The sequence below is a fragment of the Mycobacterium sp. NGS45 genome (assembly GCF_059812645.1).
The window spans coordinates 246,202-261,938 of sequence record NZ_JCALDB010000001.1 but is presented as its reverse complement, the minus strand read 5'-3'; the positions used below and the strand labels follow the sequence as shown (position 1 = coordinate 261,938).

The following is a 15,737-nucleotide window of genomic DNA, read 5'->3' as shown; positions in this document are numbered from 1 at the left end:
GAGCACGCCCCCGTAGCTCAGGGGATAGAGCACGGCTCTCCTAAAGCCGGTGTCGCAGGTTCGAATCCTGCCGGGGGCACATTGTTTTCGCAGGTCAGGACCGCTACCCGACTGCCTGGTCACCCCTTACGACATTTGTGCGCGGCCTCGACGGTGCGGTGATTGATCGTGCAGCCTCCGTGATGGTAAACCGTCGACCCACCCGGCCCGGTCACCGGCCGCGCGGCGTTGTACTCGGCCAGTTCCCGCTTGTACTGCGCGCGCCGCCGTGCAATCCGCACCACCAGAAACGCGACGATCACCAGCCACGGCACCTCGAACAGCCAGGCCACCACGGTGCGCGTCGTGGACGGATTGTCCGCACCGAACAGCACCGCCAGCCAGGCTCCCAGGAAGTATGGCCCGGCGATGGCCAGCACCAGCGCGGCCAGGATCAGCGCGGCACCGGCGTTGCCCTGGGTCGGTGATCTACGGGCATTCACGCGCCAAATGCTATCCGGGCGCCCGGTGTGCGCTGCAGCGTTGCCGACACCGCCAGGCCGCGGGTTTACTGGATGGGTATGGCCATCACGTTCAACCACACCATCGTTGCCGCGAAGGATCGACAGGCCTCCGCTGAGTTCTTCACCGAGCTGTTCGGCCTACCCAGTCCGACGGAGTTCGGCCCGTTCTTGGTGGTGACGCTCAACCACGGCGTCAACCTCGACTACGCGCAGGCCCCGCCGGATACCGAAATCACCACGCAGCATTACGCTTTCCTGGTTTCCGAGGACGAGTTCGACGCGATCTACACGAAGATCCGCGACCGCGACCTGCCGCACTGGGCCGACCCGGGCGGCAATCGCCCCGGCGAGATCAACCGCAACGACGGCGGCCGCGGCGTCTACTTCCGCGACCCATCCGGGCACTCGCTGGAGATCATCACCCGACCCTACGGCGGCTGACCGGCACCTCGCGCATGCCGTGGTGCCGAAGGGCCTGCGGCGACGTCAGCCGCGCACCGTGTTGACGGCTTCGGCGAACAACTGACCGAGCAGGTCCCGGTCGGCGCCCGCGCCGGAGCCGTCGACCATCACCAGCGTGTTGTCGCCGAGGGCAGCCATGTACATGACGCGGTTGACGGTCTTGGTCTCGCTGGGCAGCGTCATCTCGATGGTCGAGAACACCGCGGCGGTGCGGGCACCGTCGATCTGCGGGCCCTCGGTGCGCTCGACGGTGCCGTGCGCCATGCCCGGGGCATCCAGCGTGATGTGGTTGCACTTGTCGTCGGGTCGGACGTCCTCGATGTCGGTGTCCGAATGCATGGCCATCGCGCTGATCGAGTTGTCGGCGCCCTGCTGGCCCACCAGCCCGCGCATCTTGGCCCCGACCCCGGGATCCAGCGCCTTGGCCTTCTCCGCACACTCGGCCGGCTCATAGGTCATCGGCAGCGCCGCGGTGATCGACTCCATCTGGTCGATCTGCTGCTGGGTCAGGGTGGTCAGCGGGATCGAGGTGACCTCGTAGCCGGCCGGGAACTTGTCCTCGAGGCCGGCGATCCGCTCGACGTCGTAGCCGCCGGCGGACTCGGGCGCTGCGGCCGCACTCTCGGAGGTGGATGTCGCGGTCTCGGCCGCATCAGTGGTCTCGTCGGATCCGCCGCACCCCGCCAGCGCCGCGATCAGGGCACCGCACGACATTGCCACGCCGACCCGGCGAATCACTCCTGGAGCAAGCATGCGCCCGAATCTACCCATCCCCACGTTGAGTCAGCGTCTAGGTAGGGATTTGCGCTCAGTTCACCTACCTGATGCACAACTCAATGCGGGGGGTGGGCGGGGGCGGGCCCAGCACCCACTGCCCGCCGTGCATGACCCCGACGACGGCCAGCTCGTCGTCTAGTACCACCAGGTCAGCCGGGCTGCCCGCGGCCAATCCGGCCGCAAGCCGCAACGCGCGTGCCGGGTTGGTCGACGTCTGCCGAACCGCCTGCTGGATCGCCTGGATGCGGGGCAGGCCGCTGTGCGCGACCGCGAAGCCGAAGATCTGCGCCATGGTCACGGTGCTGCCGGCGATGGTTGCGCTGCCCGCCACCCGCGCCACCCCGTCGGTCACCTGCACCGCCAGCGGCCCCAGCCGGCATTCGCCGTCGCGCATCCCGGCTGCCGCGAGCGCGTCGCTGACCAACGACACCCGGTCCGGTCCGGCCGCCGCGGTGACCATCCGGTACACCGAGGGGTCGACGTGCACCCCGTCCGCGATCAACTCGATGCTCATCCGCGGGTCTTCCAGCAGCGCGATCACCGGTCCGGGTGCCCGGTGATGAATGCCGGGCATCGCGTTGAACAGATGCGTGGCCACCGTGGCACCGGCGTCGATGGCCGCGCGGGTCTGCGCGTAGTCGGCGTCGGTGTGCCCGACGGCGGCCACCACCCCGGCGTCGACGACCCGGCGGATCGCGTCGATGGCGCCCGGTCGTTCCGGGGCGAAGGTGATCATCCGAATCGTGTTGCCGCCCAAGCGAAGAATACGGTCGAGTTCGGCCGCGTCGGGATCCCGCATGAGCGCCGGATCATGGGCGCCGCACCGGCTCGGCGCCAACCACGGACCTTCGAGGTGGATGCCGGCCAACACGCCGGCACGCACCTGCTCGGCCAGCCCGGCGACCTGGCGCACCAACTCGTCCGCGCCGGTGGTGACCAGCGACGCCACCATGGTGGTGACGCCGTCGCGCAGATGCAGATCCCGCGCCACCGCAACAGCCTGCGCGCTGGCGGTGCCGAAATCAGCGCCGCCGCCGCCGTGCACATGGGTGTCGACGAAGCCGGGCACCACGCAGCGTGCCCCCAGGTCGACATCGGCGGGCCGGCCCGGATCCCCGGAGTCGAGCGCGCTGACCACACCGTCGGTGACCTCAATCCAGCCGGGCTGCAACACTTCTGGGCCAAGACACACCAACTCGGCGCGCAGCAGCACGTCAGGCTCCCACCGGGTGACGCCACCCCGCGTGGCAGCCCGCGCCGCCTGGCCGGCTCGCCGGCCGACCCTCCATCACCGTGTCCATGACCTGCCCAGGATAGGCAGGCCGGACCCGAAACACCGTCACAATCCCAACCACTTGATCTAATGAGCAGGGCCGATCGGCGGACATGGAAAGGCGTGGCGATGAGCGAGGTCACGAAACCCGAAGGCGCACCGTCACAATCGCGGCGCCGCAGTGCGGGCTTCGAACAGTTGCAGCGGCTCGGCAAGAGCCTGATGCTGCCCATCGCGGTGCTGCCGGCCGCCGGCATCCTGCTGCGCCTCGGCCAGGACGACCTGCTGGGCCAGATCGAGGTCCCAGTGCTCGGCCCGTTCTTCGACGCCATGACCGCGGCCGGCGGCGCCCTGTTCGACAACCTGCCGCTGCTGTTCGCCGTGGGTGTGGCCATCGGGTTCGCCCGCAAGGCCGACGGCTCCACCGCGCTGGCCGCGGTGGTCGGCTACCTGGTGACACAAGCGGTGTTCACCTCGATGTCGCCGGTGGTGCTGGCCGGCGAACTGGACAAAAACGGTGAGCAGGCGCTGATCGACTACAGCGTGTTCACCGGCATCGTGGTCGGACTGCTCACGGCCTGGCTGTTCGACCGCTACCACACCATCGAATTACCCTCCTATCTCGGGTTTTTCGGTGGCCGACGGTTCGTGCCGATCATCGTCTCGGTGGCCTGCCTGTTCCTGGCGTTCGGGATGAGCTACTGCTACCCGGCCTTCGACGCCGCACTGTCCGGGCTGGGACATTTCATCGGCGGCGCCGGAGCGCTGGGTGCCTTCGTCTACGGCTTCGCCAACCGGATGCTGATCCCGTTCGGTCTGCACCACATCCCGAACTCCTACGTGTGGTTCCTGTACGGCGAGTACCCCGGCGACGACGGCATGGTCACCGGTGAGATTCCCCGCTTCGCTGCCGGTGACCCGACCGCGGGCATCCTCACCTCCGGCTTCTACCCGATCCTGATGTTCGGTTTGCCGGCCGCGGCGCTGGCGATGATCCACATGGCCAACAAACGCCAACGCAAGGTCGCCGTGGGCATCCTGTCGGCGGCAGCGCTGACCGCGTTCCTGACCGGCGTGACCGAACCGCTGGAGTTCGCGTTCATGTTCGTGGCGTTCCCGCTCTACCTGATCCACGCGGTGCTGACCGGGCTGTCGCTGGCGATCGCCTATCTGCTGGACATCCACCTGGGCTTTTCGTTCTCCGCCGGCCTGTTGGACCTGTTGCTGTACGGCACCGCGCCGGCCGCGAAGAACATCGGGTTACTGCTGGTGTTGGGTGCGGTGTTCTTCGTCGTGTACTACGTGTTGTTCCGGTTCGCGATCGCGCGCTGGAACCTGCGCACCCCCGGGCGCGAACCCGACGCGGAGTTCGACGCCGAACAGGTCGCGAACCTCACCGACGGTCAGCCCGAACCGACCGAGCACCCCGGGGACAGCAACTCCGTCGCCGAAGCGCTGATCGAATCCTTCGGTGGCCGATCCAACCTGGTGACCGTGGACGCCTGCATCACCCGGCTGCGCATCGAGGTGACCGACCCGGGCAAAGTCGACCACGCTCGGTTGCGGATGCTGGGAGCGGCCGGCGTGATCGACCTGGGCACCGGCGTGCAGGCCGTCTTCGGCACCCGGTCGGAAGCCCTCCGTGACGCGATTAGGGAGATCCTCTAAGCTTGTGTCATGTTCCGCGACAAGAAGATTCGACCCGTACTGATCGGTGTGGCCGCTCTGGTTGCCCCCTTGATGTTTGCCGTGGCGAGCCCCGTCCAAGCGTCTGCGGATCCCGGACTTTGCGTGTCTGGCCCGTACGGGTACGCCCGGGCGTGCGTCGACGTGCCCTACGTCGACGTCGACTACAAGGCACCCAAGGGACCCAAGCATTGGAAGCACCACGGCCACGGACACTGGCACTGAGCCGCAGCGCTCCGGTCAGGGCCCGGTGATCTGAAGGCCGTCGAAGATGGTCTCGGCTTGGCTGACGTAGTCGGGATCATCCGGTTCGGTGGTTTGGATGGTGGCGGTGACCAGATGCGTCCGGTCACCGTCCTCGATCACCACGCACAGCGCCTTGGCGGCGCGCTCGCCGACCTGGGCGGTCGGCGGCGCGACGTAGTCGATGGTCGCCGCCGGGAACCCACATTGGCGGCTGCGCAGCATCGACACGTCGGTGGCTCCCAGTCCCGATTTCAGACTCTTCACCTGCAGTGCAAACAGGTCCGACGGTGTCTCGTCACCCGGCCCGGTCTCCACGGTCACCACCAGGGTGGGCGCGTAACGATTGGCCACCAGCCTCCAGTTCGACATCACCAACCGGATCAGCTTGGTGTCATGCGACTGAGTGCGATCCCACCCCGACGGTTGGGGCACCGCAACCTCCGGTTCGCCGCGCAACGCCGGCACGGTCAGCATCGTGGTGTCCTCGGCCGGGCCGCATTGGTCCATCGATGCCATCGACGCCGAGCCTTCGACCCAGGTGGTGCATCCGGTCAAGGTCAGCACCAATAGCGCACTGGTCAGCAGGTGTCGCACGACCCTCCTCATCAACTGGGCGGCGCGGTGGGTACCCGCAGGGCAGCCACCAACGCCCAGACCGAAAATGCCACGGCCGCCACGGCCGCCACGGCACCGACGTACAAGCCGAACCCCGGTGCTGCCGGCGGCGTGATGTAGCGCTGGAAGTACCACACCGTCAGACCGACGATCAGCAGCGCGTTGGCCAGGGCCACCGCCGCCGACCAACGCGGCGCCAGGCCCCGCGCGTTGGCCGCGGCAGCCACCAGCAGCGTGGACGCCAACAACGCGATCGATTGCCCGGCCCCGAACCGGTCCGGCAATGTCACGCCGCCGGACACCCCGCCGATGGCCGTGGCCCGTCCGCCGCCGTCGGCCGAAGTGATCAGCCACGGCAGCCAGACGCTGACCGCGAGGATGACGGCGCAGGACGCCACCAACCAGCCGGGATGGACACGGGGCATTGCTGAACCTTATCGGGCAGCACGCACCCGCCCTGTCGGCCCCATCTCGAGCGTGCGGTGCACGCCGATCTGCGCCAGGAAGTCGTTCGTCGTGGCTGATCACCAGCAGCGCTCCGCGGTAGGCGCGCAAAGCATCGACAAGTTGCTCGACGCTGGTGAGGTCCAGATCGTTGGTGGGTTCGTCGAGCACCAGCAGCTGCGGCGCAGGTTCGGCAAGCAGCACCCGGGCCAGCGCAACCCGGAACCGCTCACCACCGGACAGCGAGCCGACCCGGCGGTGCACCTCGTCCCCGCGCAGCAGGAACCGGGTGCCGACGTCGGCGCGGGTGAGGCCCCGCAAGTCCTGGTGCCGCCCGGGCACTGGCAGCGCGCCCGGCCCCGCGGCGAACAGGCCTGTCTGGTCAGCTGCGTGGTGGTGCCCGGCTTCGATTTCGCCGACTTCACCATCGACGACTGAGCCGCGGCATCGACGCGGGCCGCCGCGTCCGCCGGTGGACTTCCCCCAGGAGCCCGACCCGCTGGCGTCCACGACGACCCGCACTTTCCAGCTTGCCAATGAGCCGCCCCGGTCAGGAGTGGGTATTGGACCCGAAACATGGGACCAAGGTCATTCGCCGGCACCGGCAGGGGTGCCGATTAGGCTGGGCGCGTGATCACCGTCTTTCTGGTCGATGACCATGAAGTCGTCCGCCGCGGGCTCGTCGATCTGCTCAGCGGCGACCCCGACCTGCGCGTGGTCGGCGAGGCCGGTTCGGTGGCCGAAGCCAAAGCGCGGATCCCGGCCGCCCGACCCGACGTCGCGGTGCTCGACGTCCGGCTGCCCGACGGCAACGGCATCGAGTTGTGCCGCGACCTGCTGGCCGCGCATGACGAGCTGCGCTGCCTGATCCTGACCTCGTTCACCGACGAGCAATCCATGCTCGACGCGATCCTGGCCGGCGCCAGCGGGTACGTGGTCAAGGACATCCGCGGCATGGAACTGGCGCAGGCCATCAAGGAGGTCGGTGCGGGAAAGTCGTTGCTGGACAACCGGGCTGCCGCCGCGCTGATGTCCAAGCTGCGGGAGAGCAACCGGCCGGAATCCGAAGAGGACGTGCGGCTACGGGAGCTGTCCCCCACCGAGCGCACGCTGCTGGAGCTGCTCGGCGAAGGCTTGACCAACCGGGAGATCGGCGAACGGATGTTCCTGGCCGAGAAGACCGTGAAGAACTACGTGTCGCGACTGCTGGCCAAGCTGGGCATGCATCGACGCACCCAGGCCGCGCTGTTGGCCGCCGAGCTGCGACAGAAGCGCGATGACTGACACCCGGGTCCGGGACGGGCTGTTCGACGCGCTGCTGGCGGTCAACTCCGGACTGGACCTGGAACGCACCCTGCACACCATCGTCAGCACCGCGATGCAGCTGGTCGGGGCACGCTACGGTGCGCTCGGCGTGGCCGGGCGCGAAGGCGAACCGCTGCTGGAACGCTTCATCGACGAAGGCATCGACGAGGATGTCCGGGCCTTGCTGGGGCCGCCGCCGTGCGGCCGCGGCGTGTTGGGCACGTTGTTCCACACCACCCGCCCGGTGCGCTGCGCGGATCTGGCCGAACACCCCGACTCGGTGGGCTTCCCGCCCAACCATCCACCGATGCGGACCTTCCTGGGGGTGCCGATCCGGATCCGGGACCGGATCTGGGGCAACCTGTACCTCACTGAGAAGGCCGGCGGCGCGTTGTTCAGCGAGGACGACGAGGTGGTGGTGCAGGCGCTCGCGGCCGCGGCGGCCAGCGCGATCGACAACTCGCGGCTGTACCAGGCCGCCCGCAGCCGGCAGGACTGGATCGAAGCGGCCCGCGACATCGCCACCAACCTGCTCGCCGGTGACGACCCGCTGGAGGTGCACGGGCAGATCGCCGCGGAGGCCGCGGGGCTCACCGGCGCCGACGTCGGCGCGGTGCTGATGCCGGCCGGCGCCGGCCTGACCGTCACCGCCGCCACACGCGCTGAGTTGGTGGGCCACCAGGTGCCGGTGCCCGACACCGCCATCGGATCAGCGTTCAGCACCGGAAAGCCGGTGCGGCTGAACGCATTCGATGAGCTCGGCGGCGATCCGACCACCGCGTTGGTGCTGCCGGTGCGCGAACCCGACGTGGTGTCCGGGGTGCTGGTGTGCGCCGGGGTGGACGTCGGCGTCCGGGCCGACGATCAGCTGACCATGATGGCGGCCTTCGCCGACCAGGCCGGGCTGGCGCTGCACCTGGCCAACACGCAACGCCGGATGCGGCAATTGGATTTGCTGGCCGACCGCGATCGGATCGCCCGCGACCTGCATGACCATGTGATCCAACGGTTGTTCGCGATCGGGCTGTCGCTGCAGGGCGCCCGCACCGAGGACGCGGCCGGCACCGGGGCCCGCATCTCGGCGGCGCTGGACGACCTGCAGGAGGTGGTGCAGGAAATCCGCACCGCGATCTTCGACCTGCACGGCGGCAGCGTCACCCGGCTGCGGCAACGGCTCGAGCAGGCCGTCACGCAAATGACGGCGTCGTCGCCGGTGCGGTCCACCCTGCACGTCAGCGGGCCGCTCTCGGTTGTCGACCCCGCCTTGGCCGACCACGCCGAGGCCGTCGTGCGGGAAGCGGTCAGCAACGCGGTGCGGCACGCCGGGGCGAGCACCGTCACGGTCGCCGTCAGCGTCGCCGATGACTTGGTGCTGACCGTCAGCGACGACGGCCGCGGGTTCGACCCGCACGCCACCACCCGCAGCGGGCTGGCCAATCTGGCTGCCCGCGCCGAAGAATGCGGCGGTCGTTTCGACATCGCGCCGAGTCCCGGCGGCGGCACCCGGCTGGTGTGGTCGGCGCCGCTGCCCTGACCGGCCGCGCGGTCAGTTCGCTACGAAGCGAAGACCCGCACGAAGTTGTCCAGTGATTCCCGGATGTCGCTCTTGAGCGCCCCGGCGACCAGCATTCCGATCGGACCGAACAGCGCCGGCCCGCCGAGATGGGTGTCGAAGGTGACCTTCGACGTCGACCCGTCGCCGGTGGGCGTGATCTTGGCGATCATCTTGATCTTGACCCCGCCGCGGCCGTCGCCGTTGAGCGTCATCGCAGCCGGCGGTTTGAAGTGCACGATGGTCCACTTCACCCGGTTGGCCATGCCCTTGACTTCGACGATCGAGTCGATCGACACACCCTTTTCCAGGTTCTCGGGCAGCTTGGAGCGCCACACCCGATGGATGGTCAGCCACTCGGAGTAGCGCGACAAATCCGCGGCACACTCCCAAGCCTGGTCGGGCGGCAGTGGCACGTCGACTGAGACAGACAGCTTCGCCATGAGATATGGATATCAGGCAGGCGGATTGTCCCCGCGGGGGGTCTCGTCCAGCTTCTCGGCGGCCTTCTTGGCGGCGTCCTGCGCCTTGTCCACGGCTCCGGCGTACTTGCCGCCGGTCTTCTCGTCGACGAAGTCGCCGGCCTTGTCGATGGCCTGCTCCACCTTGTCGGCGTTCTTGCCGATCAGGCTCTTCGCCTTGTCCAGGAACGACATAACTCCACCTCTTTTCGTGTCGTGATGTTTGCCAACGGTCAGCCTAGTGCCACAAGCTGCGCCGCTCTCCCAGGATCCGGCCCTGCCACCACCACAGCGCTTCGATCACCGCGGCGGCCAGCACACCGACGCCGATCCCGGTGGTCGTCATGGCCAGATTCGTCGGGTCGATCAACAACAGTTCGCGCGCCCACGGCACCGCGAAGATCACCACGTAGGCCACCACCGAGAACGCCACCAGCGCCACCCGCCACCACTGATAGGGCCGGGCCACGCAGACCAAGACCCACCAGGCCGCGATCAGCAGCGTGATCAACGTCGCGGTGGAGGCCTGGGTCTGCTCCTGCGTCGAGGCGCCGTGGCCGGGATAGACCAGCAGATAGCTGCTGAACGCCGCCACCCCCACCACCACGCCGGTGGGCAACGCCGCCAACATCACCCGGCGCACGAAACCACTGTGTGCGCGTTCGTTGTTGGGCGCCAGCGACAAGATGAACGCCGGCACGCCGATGGTGAACCAGGCCGCGACGGTGACGTGGATGGGCTGGAACGGGTACCACAGCGGGTCGTAGTCGAAGACCTTGGACAGCAGTCCGGCCACGCCGACCAGCAGCGCCAGCAGCACCGAGTACACCGTCTTGGTCAAGAACAGGTTGGAGACCCGCTCGATGTTGCCGATCACCCGCCGGCCCTCACCGACCACATACGGCAACGTGGCGAACTTGTTGTCCAGCAACACGATCTGCGCGACCGCGCGGGTCGCCGCGCTGCCCGATCCCATCGCCACACCGATGTCGGCGTCCTTGAGCGCCAGTACGTCGTTGACCCCGTCGCCGGTCATCGCCACGGTGTGCCCGCGAGACTGCAGCGCGTGCACCATGGCGCGCTTCTGATCCGGCCGGACCCGGCCGAACGTGGTGCACTCATCGAGTGCGTCGGCCAACTCGTCGTTGTCCTCGGGGAGTTGACGGGCATCGATGGTGTCACCCTGCAGACCCAGCGAGCCGGCCACCGCACCCACCGACACCGCATTGTCGCCGGAGATGACCTTGAGCGAAACCTTCTGGCTGGCAAAGTATTCCAGGGTGGCGCGGGCGTCGGGTCGAACCTTCTGCTCCAACACGACGAGCGCGGTCGGGCTGACCTGGCCGGGCGCGTCGGCGGCGTCGACCGGACGATTCGAGGAACCCAGCAGCAGCACCCGCAGACCCTCCGAGCCGATCTGTTCGGCTCGGGCGGCCACCGGGGAGCCCGGGTCCAACAGCACGTCCGGGGCGCCGATCACCCAGTTGCCGTGCTCGCCGTAGGACGACCCGCTCCACTTGGTGGCCGACTTGAACGGCGCCACCGCGGTCTGGGTCCAATCCGGCCTCCCGGCGTAGGCCTCGGCGATGGCCTGCATGCTGGCGTTCGGCCGCGGGTCGTCGGCGGCCAACGCCGCCAACACGTTGGCGATCTGACTGTTCAACGGTCCCTGACCGTCGCCGTCGGCGTCGGGTCCGACCGGGTGCACGTCGGCCAGCCGCATCCCGTTCTCGGTGAGCGTGCCGGTCTTGTCGGCGCACACCACGTCGACGCGGGCCAAGCCTTCGATCGCGGGCAGTTCGTTGACCAGGCATTTGCGCCGGCCCAGCCGCACCACACCGACCGCGAACGCGATCGAGGTCATCAGCACCAGACCTTCGGGCACCATCGGCACCAGCGCGCCGACCATGCGCAGCACCGAGCTGCGGAACTCGTCGCTGAACAGCATTTCCCGCAGCGGACCGAAGCCGTCGCGGCCGGCGAACGCGTCGGTCAGCGCGCGCCACAGCGCCTGACCGAACCCCGGGTTGTTGGTGAACAGCTGGGTGTAGATGGTCAGCAGGCCGGCCGGCCAGAGCAGGTAGGTGATGAACCGCAGGATGGTGTTGATGCCCGAGCGCAGTTCGGACTTCACCAGGGTGAACTTGCTGGCCTCCTCGGCCAGCTGAGCCGCGTAGGCCTCCCGGCCCACTTTGGTGGCGCGGTAGGCGCCGGTGCCGGCCACCACGAAGCTGCCGGACATGATCCGGTCGCCGAGCACCTTGTCGATCGGGTCGGCTTCCCCGGTGAGCAGGGATTCGTCGACCTCGAGGTTGGCTTCCTCGACCACCTCGCCGTCGACGACGATCTGGTCGCCCGGGCCGATCTCGATGATGTCGTCGAGCACCACCTGGTTGGGGGCCAGCGCCGCGGTTCCCGAGGAACGTCGCACGGTCGGGCGGGCTTGCCCGACGATCGCGAGCTGATCAAGGGTGCGTTTGGCGCGCAGCTCCTGGATGATGCCGATGCCGCTGTTGGCGATGATCAGCAGACCGAACAATCCGTTGATCAGCGAGCCGGTGGCCAGCACGATCAAGAACAGCACACCCAGGATGGCGTTGATCCGGGTGAAGACGTTGGAGCGGACGATCTCGGAGACGCTGCGTGCGGCGCGGGTCGGGACGTCGTTGGTCTGGCCGGCGGCGACCCGCTCGGCCACCTCTGCGTCGGTCAGGCCGAGCGCCGAAACTACGGTGGTCATCGACGGAAACGTCCCCTTGCTTCCAGCGGGTTGGAATTCTCAGCCGTCAGCATGTCACGGCGGTGGTTTGCCCACCGGGGTGTGCCGCCCATTGCTGCTCGGCACTGAACCTCGGGTCAGGCCCGCCACCAGGCATCGTCGGCGGGGTTCGCGGGCGTCGCCGCCGCCGTCGTCGGCGTGGACCGGGCCGGGTCGGCAGTCGGCGCCGATGCCGCCACCCGCTGCCCGGGCCGCGGCACCACCGCGGTCACCGCGGCGTCGTCGGCGGCCACCAACATCCGTTCCACGGGTTCAGACCACGGGTGCGGAGCCAACCGGAAGGTGGCCCAATGGATCGGCACGAACAATCCGCCGCCGGGATCGGTGATATCGCGGTGCGCGCGCACCGCCTCCTCGGGGTTCATGTGGATGTCCGGCCAGCCCGGGTGGTAGGCACCAACCGGCATCAGGGTGAGGTCGAACGGGCCGTACTGCTCCCCGATGTCGGTGAAGCTGGTGGTGTAGCCGGTGTCGCCGCCGAAGAACGCGCGGTGCCGCGGACCGAGTACAGCCCACGACGACCACAGCGTGGTGTTGCGGGCGAGGAACCGTCCGGAGAAATGCCGGGCGGGCGTGCAGGCGATGGTCAACTCGCCCAGCGAAGCGCTTTGGCCCCAATCCAATTCGACGATCCGCTGCTCCGGGATGTGCCAGCCGCGCAGATGCGCGCCGATGCCCAGCGGGACGAAGAACTTCGAGCGTTGACTGCGGGCCAGTTGCCGGATGGTGTCGATGTCGAGGTGGTCGTAATGGTCGTGGCTGATGATCACCGCGTCGATGGCGGGCAACGCTTCCAGCTGCACCGGCACCGGATGCAGCCGCACCGGTCCCACTGAACGCGACGGCGAGCAGCGCTGGCTCCACACCGGATCGGCCAGGATCCGGTAGCCGTCCACCTCGATCACCGCCGACGAATGCCCGTACCAGGTGACGGCCAGGTCGGCGGCCGGGATGGTCGGGTCCGGGGTGACCAGGGGCACCGGGACCGGCGGTCCGAACTGGGTGCCGCTGAACATGTCGTGCAGCAGCCGCCACTGCTCCTGGCGGGTCAGGCTGAACATCGAGGCCGGCTCCAGGTTGTGGAACACGCCGTCGCGGTAGTTCGGCGACCCGTTGGACACCGCGGCGATGGCACCCGGGCCGGCCCCGAGCGCCGCCGGTGTGCCCCGCAGCGCACGTAGAACCCAGCCGCCGGTCGCCAGGGCCGCGCTGCCAAGCACCACCCGGGCGGCGGGTTTGAGCACGTCGCCGATCATCGGCGGGCCCCGGCGCGGTTCGCGGCGGCCATCGGCTCAGGCCCCGAGGAAGTTCGGCTCGCGCTTCTCGATCCGGGCCACCTGCGCCTCGATCACGTCTTTGCTGCCCCAGGCTTTGTCGAACAGCTCCTTGTGCACCGGCGGCCACTCCGGGGTGTAGCACCCGTCGTCGTTGAGCACCCGCTTGGAGTGTTGCAGCGACAGCGGCGCGAAGCCGGCGATCTCGGCCGCCCAGGCCTGCGCATCCGCCAGGGTACCCAGCCGGTTGGCCATCCCGGTCATCAGCGCGGTCTGCGCGTCCAGCCGTTCGGCACCGAGCAGCATGCCCCGGGCGCGGCCGTGCCCGACCAGCGTCGCCAACCGGTGGATACTCCAGTCATCCAGCGCCAGACCGTATTTGGCGATCGGGAACTGGAAGAACGCCTCCGGTGCGACCACCCGCAGATCGCTGATCATGGCCAACTGCAGTCCGGCGCCGATCGCGGGCCCGTTGATCGCCGCGATCACCGGCATCGACACTTTGTCGATCGCCAGGTTCAATGCCAGCGCCTTGTCCGGGAAGTCGGCGGCGAACACGTCGCCGGACAGATCCGCCCCGGCGCAGAACACCGTGCCCTGACCGGTCAGCACGATCGCGCGGATGTCCTGCTCGCCGGCATGCTCGATGGCTTCACGCAGTCGGTCGACCAGTTCGCTGTTGAGTGCGTTGCGGCGCTCGGGGCGCTGCATCTCGATCGTCATGACGTGGTTGTCGCGGGTGATTCCGATCATGGTCGCCACCCTAATATCCCGACGGTTTCGGCTGCTCCGGGAAATCCGCGTCGCACCCGTTTTGCCTGGTGGGCGCGGCTATGGTGAGGCGCATGAGTCGGATCAGTGCCTTCGCGCTGCGGGACGCGGTGCTCGACCCGGGATCGTTTGTCAGCTGGGACGTCGACGCCGACTCGGTGCCGGTCGCCACCCCCGTCGGCGCTTCCTACGCCGCCGAACTGGCTACCGCGCGTGAGCGCACCGGCCTGGACGAATCGGTGCTCACCGGCGAGGGCACGGTGTTCGGCCGGCGGGTCGCGGTGGTGGTGTGCGAGTTCGACTTCTTGGCCGGGTCGATCGGGGTGGCGGCCGCCGAACGGATCACCGCCGCCGTCGAACGCGCCACCGCCGAACGGTTACCGCTGCTGGCTTCACCGAGTTCGGGCGGCACCCGGATGCAGGAGGGCACCGTGGCGTTCCTGCAGATGGTCAAGATCGCCGCGGCGGTCACCCTGCACAAGCAGGCCCACCTGCCCTATCTGGTCTATCTGCGGCACCCGACCACCGGCGGGGTGTTCGCATCCTGGGGTTCGCTCGGCCACGTCACGGTCGCCGAACCGGGCGCCCTGATCGGGTTCCTCGGGCCGCGGGTCTACCAGCATCTGTACGGCGAGGAGTTCCCGCCGGGTGTGCAGACCGCCGAGAACCTGCAGAGCCACGGCGTGATCGACGCCGTGGTCCCGCTCAAGTGGCTGCGCCGCACGTTGGGCCGGGCGCTCAAGGTGGTCGCCGATCCGCCCGGTATCGCACCGAAACCACCTGCCGCCGAACCGATTCCCGATCTGCCGGCTTGGGAGTCGGTGGTGGCCTCGCGGCGACCGGACCGGCCCGGGGTGGCGCAGCTGCTGCGGCACGGCAGCACCGAGCAGGTGTTGCTGTCCGGAACCGGTCGCGGTGAGGCCTCGACCATGCTGCTGGCGTTGACCCGGCTCGGCGGCCAGCCGGTCGTGCTGCTCGGTCAGCAACGCGTGGTCGGCGGGCTGGTGGGCCCGGCCGCGCTGCGCGAAGCCCGGCGCGGCATGGCGCTGGCGGCCGGTTTGCAGCTGCCGCTGGTGCTGGTGATCGACACCGCCGGACCGGCCCTGTCGGTGGCCGCCGAGGAGGACGGGCTGGCCGGCGAGATTGCGCGCTGCCTCTCGGAATTGGTGACGCTGCCGGTGCCGACGGTGTCGGTGCTGCTCGGCCAGGGCAGCGGCGGACCGGCGCTGGCGATGGTGCCCGCCGACCGGGTATTGGCCGCCCGGCACGGCTGGCTGGCCCCGCTGCCACCGGAGGGCGCCAGCGCGATTGTGTACCGGGACACCGAGCACGCTGCGGAACTGGCTGCCGCGCAGCGGGTTCGATCGACTGACCTGCTGCGCAACGGGATCGTCGACGCGATCGTGCCGGAGTATCCGGACGCCGCCGACGAACCCATCGAGTTCACCAAGCGGCTGTCCCGGATGATCGCCGCCGAGGTGGCCGCGTTGACGGCGCGGCCGGCCGCCGATCGCGGTGCGGCCCGGCTAACCCGCTACCGTCGCCTAGGCCTGTTGTGATTTCGGTGCGTTTGGGGGCGCTGGGCGCCC

At 68.9% G+C, this 15,737-nt stretch carries 15 protein-coding genes and 1 tRNA gene; 7 read left to right on the top strand and 9 right to left on the bottom strand.

The features are described 5' to 3' along the window. Nucleotides 1-6: 6 nt before the first annotated feature. Nucleotides 7-79, top strand: a tRNA-Arg gene (locus tag AC5Y3P_RS01270). A 40-nt stretch (nucleotides 80-119) separates the two neighbouring features. On the opposite strand, the gene AC5Y3P_RS01265 is transcribed toward AC5Y3P_RS01270, so the two are convergent. After that, nucleotides 120-482, bottom strand: a complete 363-nt coding sequence (locus AC5Y3P_RS01265; protein WP_500044066.1) for a hypothetical protein — start codon at nucleotides 480-482, stop codon at nucleotides 120-122. A gap of 78 nt (nucleotides 483-560) precedes the next feature. On the opposite strand from AC5Y3P_RS01265, the gene AC5Y3P_RS01260 reads away from it, so the two are divergent. Beyond that, the gene (locus AC5Y3P_RS01260; protein WP_500044065.1) at nucleotides 561-944 is read left to right on the top strand and encodes a VOC family protein; all 384 of its coding nucleotides are present in this window, start codon (nucleotides 561-563) and stop codon (nucleotides 942-944) included. 45 nt (nucleotides 945-989) lie between these two features. On the opposite strand, the gene AC5Y3P_RS01255 is transcribed toward AC5Y3P_RS01260, so the two are convergent. Both AC5Y3P_RS01255 and nagA read right to left on the bottom strand, forming a co-directional pair. Then, nucleotides 990-1,718, bottom strand: coding sequence for a DUF5642 family protein (locus AC5Y3P_RS01255; protein ID WP_500044064.1), 729 nt, complete (start codon nucleotides 1,716-1,718; stop codon nucleotides 990-992). A gap of 64 nt (nucleotides 1,719-1,782) precedes the next feature. Next, nucleotides 1,783-2,955, bottom strand: a complete 1,173-nt coding sequence (gene nagA / locus AC5Y3P_RS01250) for an N-acetylglucosamine-6-phosphate deacetylase (RefSeq protein WP_500044063.1) — start codon at nucleotides 2,953-2,955, stop codon at nucleotides 1,783-1,785. A 189-nt stretch (nucleotides 2,956-3,144) separates the two neighbouring features. Between nagA and AC5Y3P_RS01245 the strand changes: the two genes are divergently transcribed. Continuing rightward, entirely contained in the window at nucleotides 3,145-4,683 is a 1,539-nt protein-coding gene (locus AC5Y3P_RS01245; RefSeq protein ID WP_500044062.1) for a PTS transporter subunit EIIC, read from the top strand. A 258-nt stretch (nucleotides 4,684-4,941) separates the two neighbouring features. Here the strand turns inward: AC5Y3P_RS01245 and AC5Y3P_RS01240 are convergent, their stop codons facing one another. Beyond that, nucleotides 4,942-6,249 carry a hypothetical protein gene (locus AC5Y3P_RS01240; protein ID WP_500044265.1) on the bottom strand — a complete coding sequence of 436 codons (1,308 nt, stop codon included), beginning with the start codon at nucleotides 6,247-6,249 and terminating at the stop codon, nucleotides 4,942-4,944. Between AC5Y3P_RS01240 and AC5Y3P_RS01235 the strand changes: the two genes are divergently transcribed. The 3 genes from AC5Y3P_RS01235 to AC5Y3P_RS01225 all read left to right on the top strand — a co-directional run bounded on the left by AC5Y3P_RS01235 (nucleotide 6,130) and on the right by AC5Y3P_RS01225 (nucleotide 8,845). Beyond that, on the top strand, nucleotides 6,130-6,444 hold the full coding sequence (locus tag AC5Y3P_RS01235) for a cupin domain-containing protein (RefSeq protein WP_500044061.1): 315 nt from the start codon (nucleotides 6,130-6,132) through the stop codon (nucleotides 6,442-6,444). The genes AC5Y3P_RS01240 and AC5Y3P_RS01235 overlap by 120 nt on opposite strands. A 192-nt stretch (nucleotides 6,445-6,636) precedes the next feature. Continuing rightward, complete coding sequence (locus AC5Y3P_RS01230; protein WP_500044060.1) at nucleotides 6,637-7,290, top strand: response regulator transcription factor; 654 nt, start codon at nucleotides 6,637-6,639, stop codon at nucleotides 7,288-7,290. Further along, complete coding sequence (locus AC5Y3P_RS01225) at nucleotides 7,283-8,845, top strand: sensor histidine kinase (protein WP_500044059.1); 1,563 nt, start codon at nucleotides 7,283-7,285, stop codon at nucleotides 8,843-8,845. Before AC5Y3P_RS01230 ends, AC5Y3P_RS01225 begins: the two co-directional genes overlap by 8 nt. A 20-nt stretch (nucleotides 8,846-8,865) precedes the next feature. Here AC5Y3P_RS01225 and AC5Y3P_RS01220 read toward each other — a convergent pair whose 3' ends face one another. The 5 genes from AC5Y3P_RS01220 to AC5Y3P_RS01200 all read right to left on the bottom strand — a co-directional run bounded on the left by AC5Y3P_RS01220 (nucleotide 8,866) and on the right by AC5Y3P_RS01200 (nucleotide 14,130). Continuing rightward, on the bottom strand, nucleotides 8,866-9,306 hold the full coding sequence (locus AC5Y3P_RS01220; protein ID WP_500044058.1) for a type II toxin-antitoxin system Rv0910 family toxin: 441 nt from the start codon (nucleotides 9,304-9,306) through the stop codon (nucleotides 8,866-8,868). Between the two features lie 12 nt (nucleotides 9,307-9,318). Beyond that, entirely contained in the window at nucleotides 9,319-9,519 is a 201-nt protein-coding gene (locus AC5Y3P_RS01215; protein ID WP_500044057.1) for an antitoxin, read from the bottom strand. Nucleotides 9,520-9,562: 43 nt separating this feature from the next. Next, a complete protein-coding gene (locus tag AC5Y3P_RS01210) occupies nucleotides 9,563-12,064 on the bottom strand; it encodes an HAD-IC family P-type ATPase (RefSeq protein WP_500044056.1) in 2,502 nt (833 codons plus the stop codon). 116 nt (nucleotides 12,065-12,180) lie between these two features. Then, nucleotides 12,181-13,359, bottom strand: coding sequence for an MBL fold metallo-hydrolase (locus AC5Y3P_RS01205; RefSeq protein WP_500044055.1), 1,179 nt, complete (start codon nucleotides 13,357-13,359; stop codon nucleotides 12,181-12,183). Between the two features lie 36 nt (nucleotides 13,360-13,395). Beyond that, nucleotides 13,396-14,130, bottom strand: a complete 735-nt coding sequence (locus tag AC5Y3P_RS01200) for an enoyl-CoA hydratase (RefSeq protein ID WP_500044054.1) — start codon at nucleotides 14,128-14,130, stop codon at nucleotides 13,396-13,398. A gap of 92 nt (nucleotides 14,131-14,222) precedes the next feature. On the opposite strand from AC5Y3P_RS01200, the gene AC5Y3P_RS01195 reads away from it, so the two are divergent. Further along, nucleotides 14,223-15,707, top strand: coding sequence for a carboxyl transferase domain-containing protein (locus AC5Y3P_RS01195; protein WP_500044053.1), 1,485 nt, complete (start codon nucleotides 14,223-14,225; stop codon nucleotides 15,705-15,707). The last annotated feature ends 30 nt before the right edge of the window (nucleotides 15,708-15,737 follow it).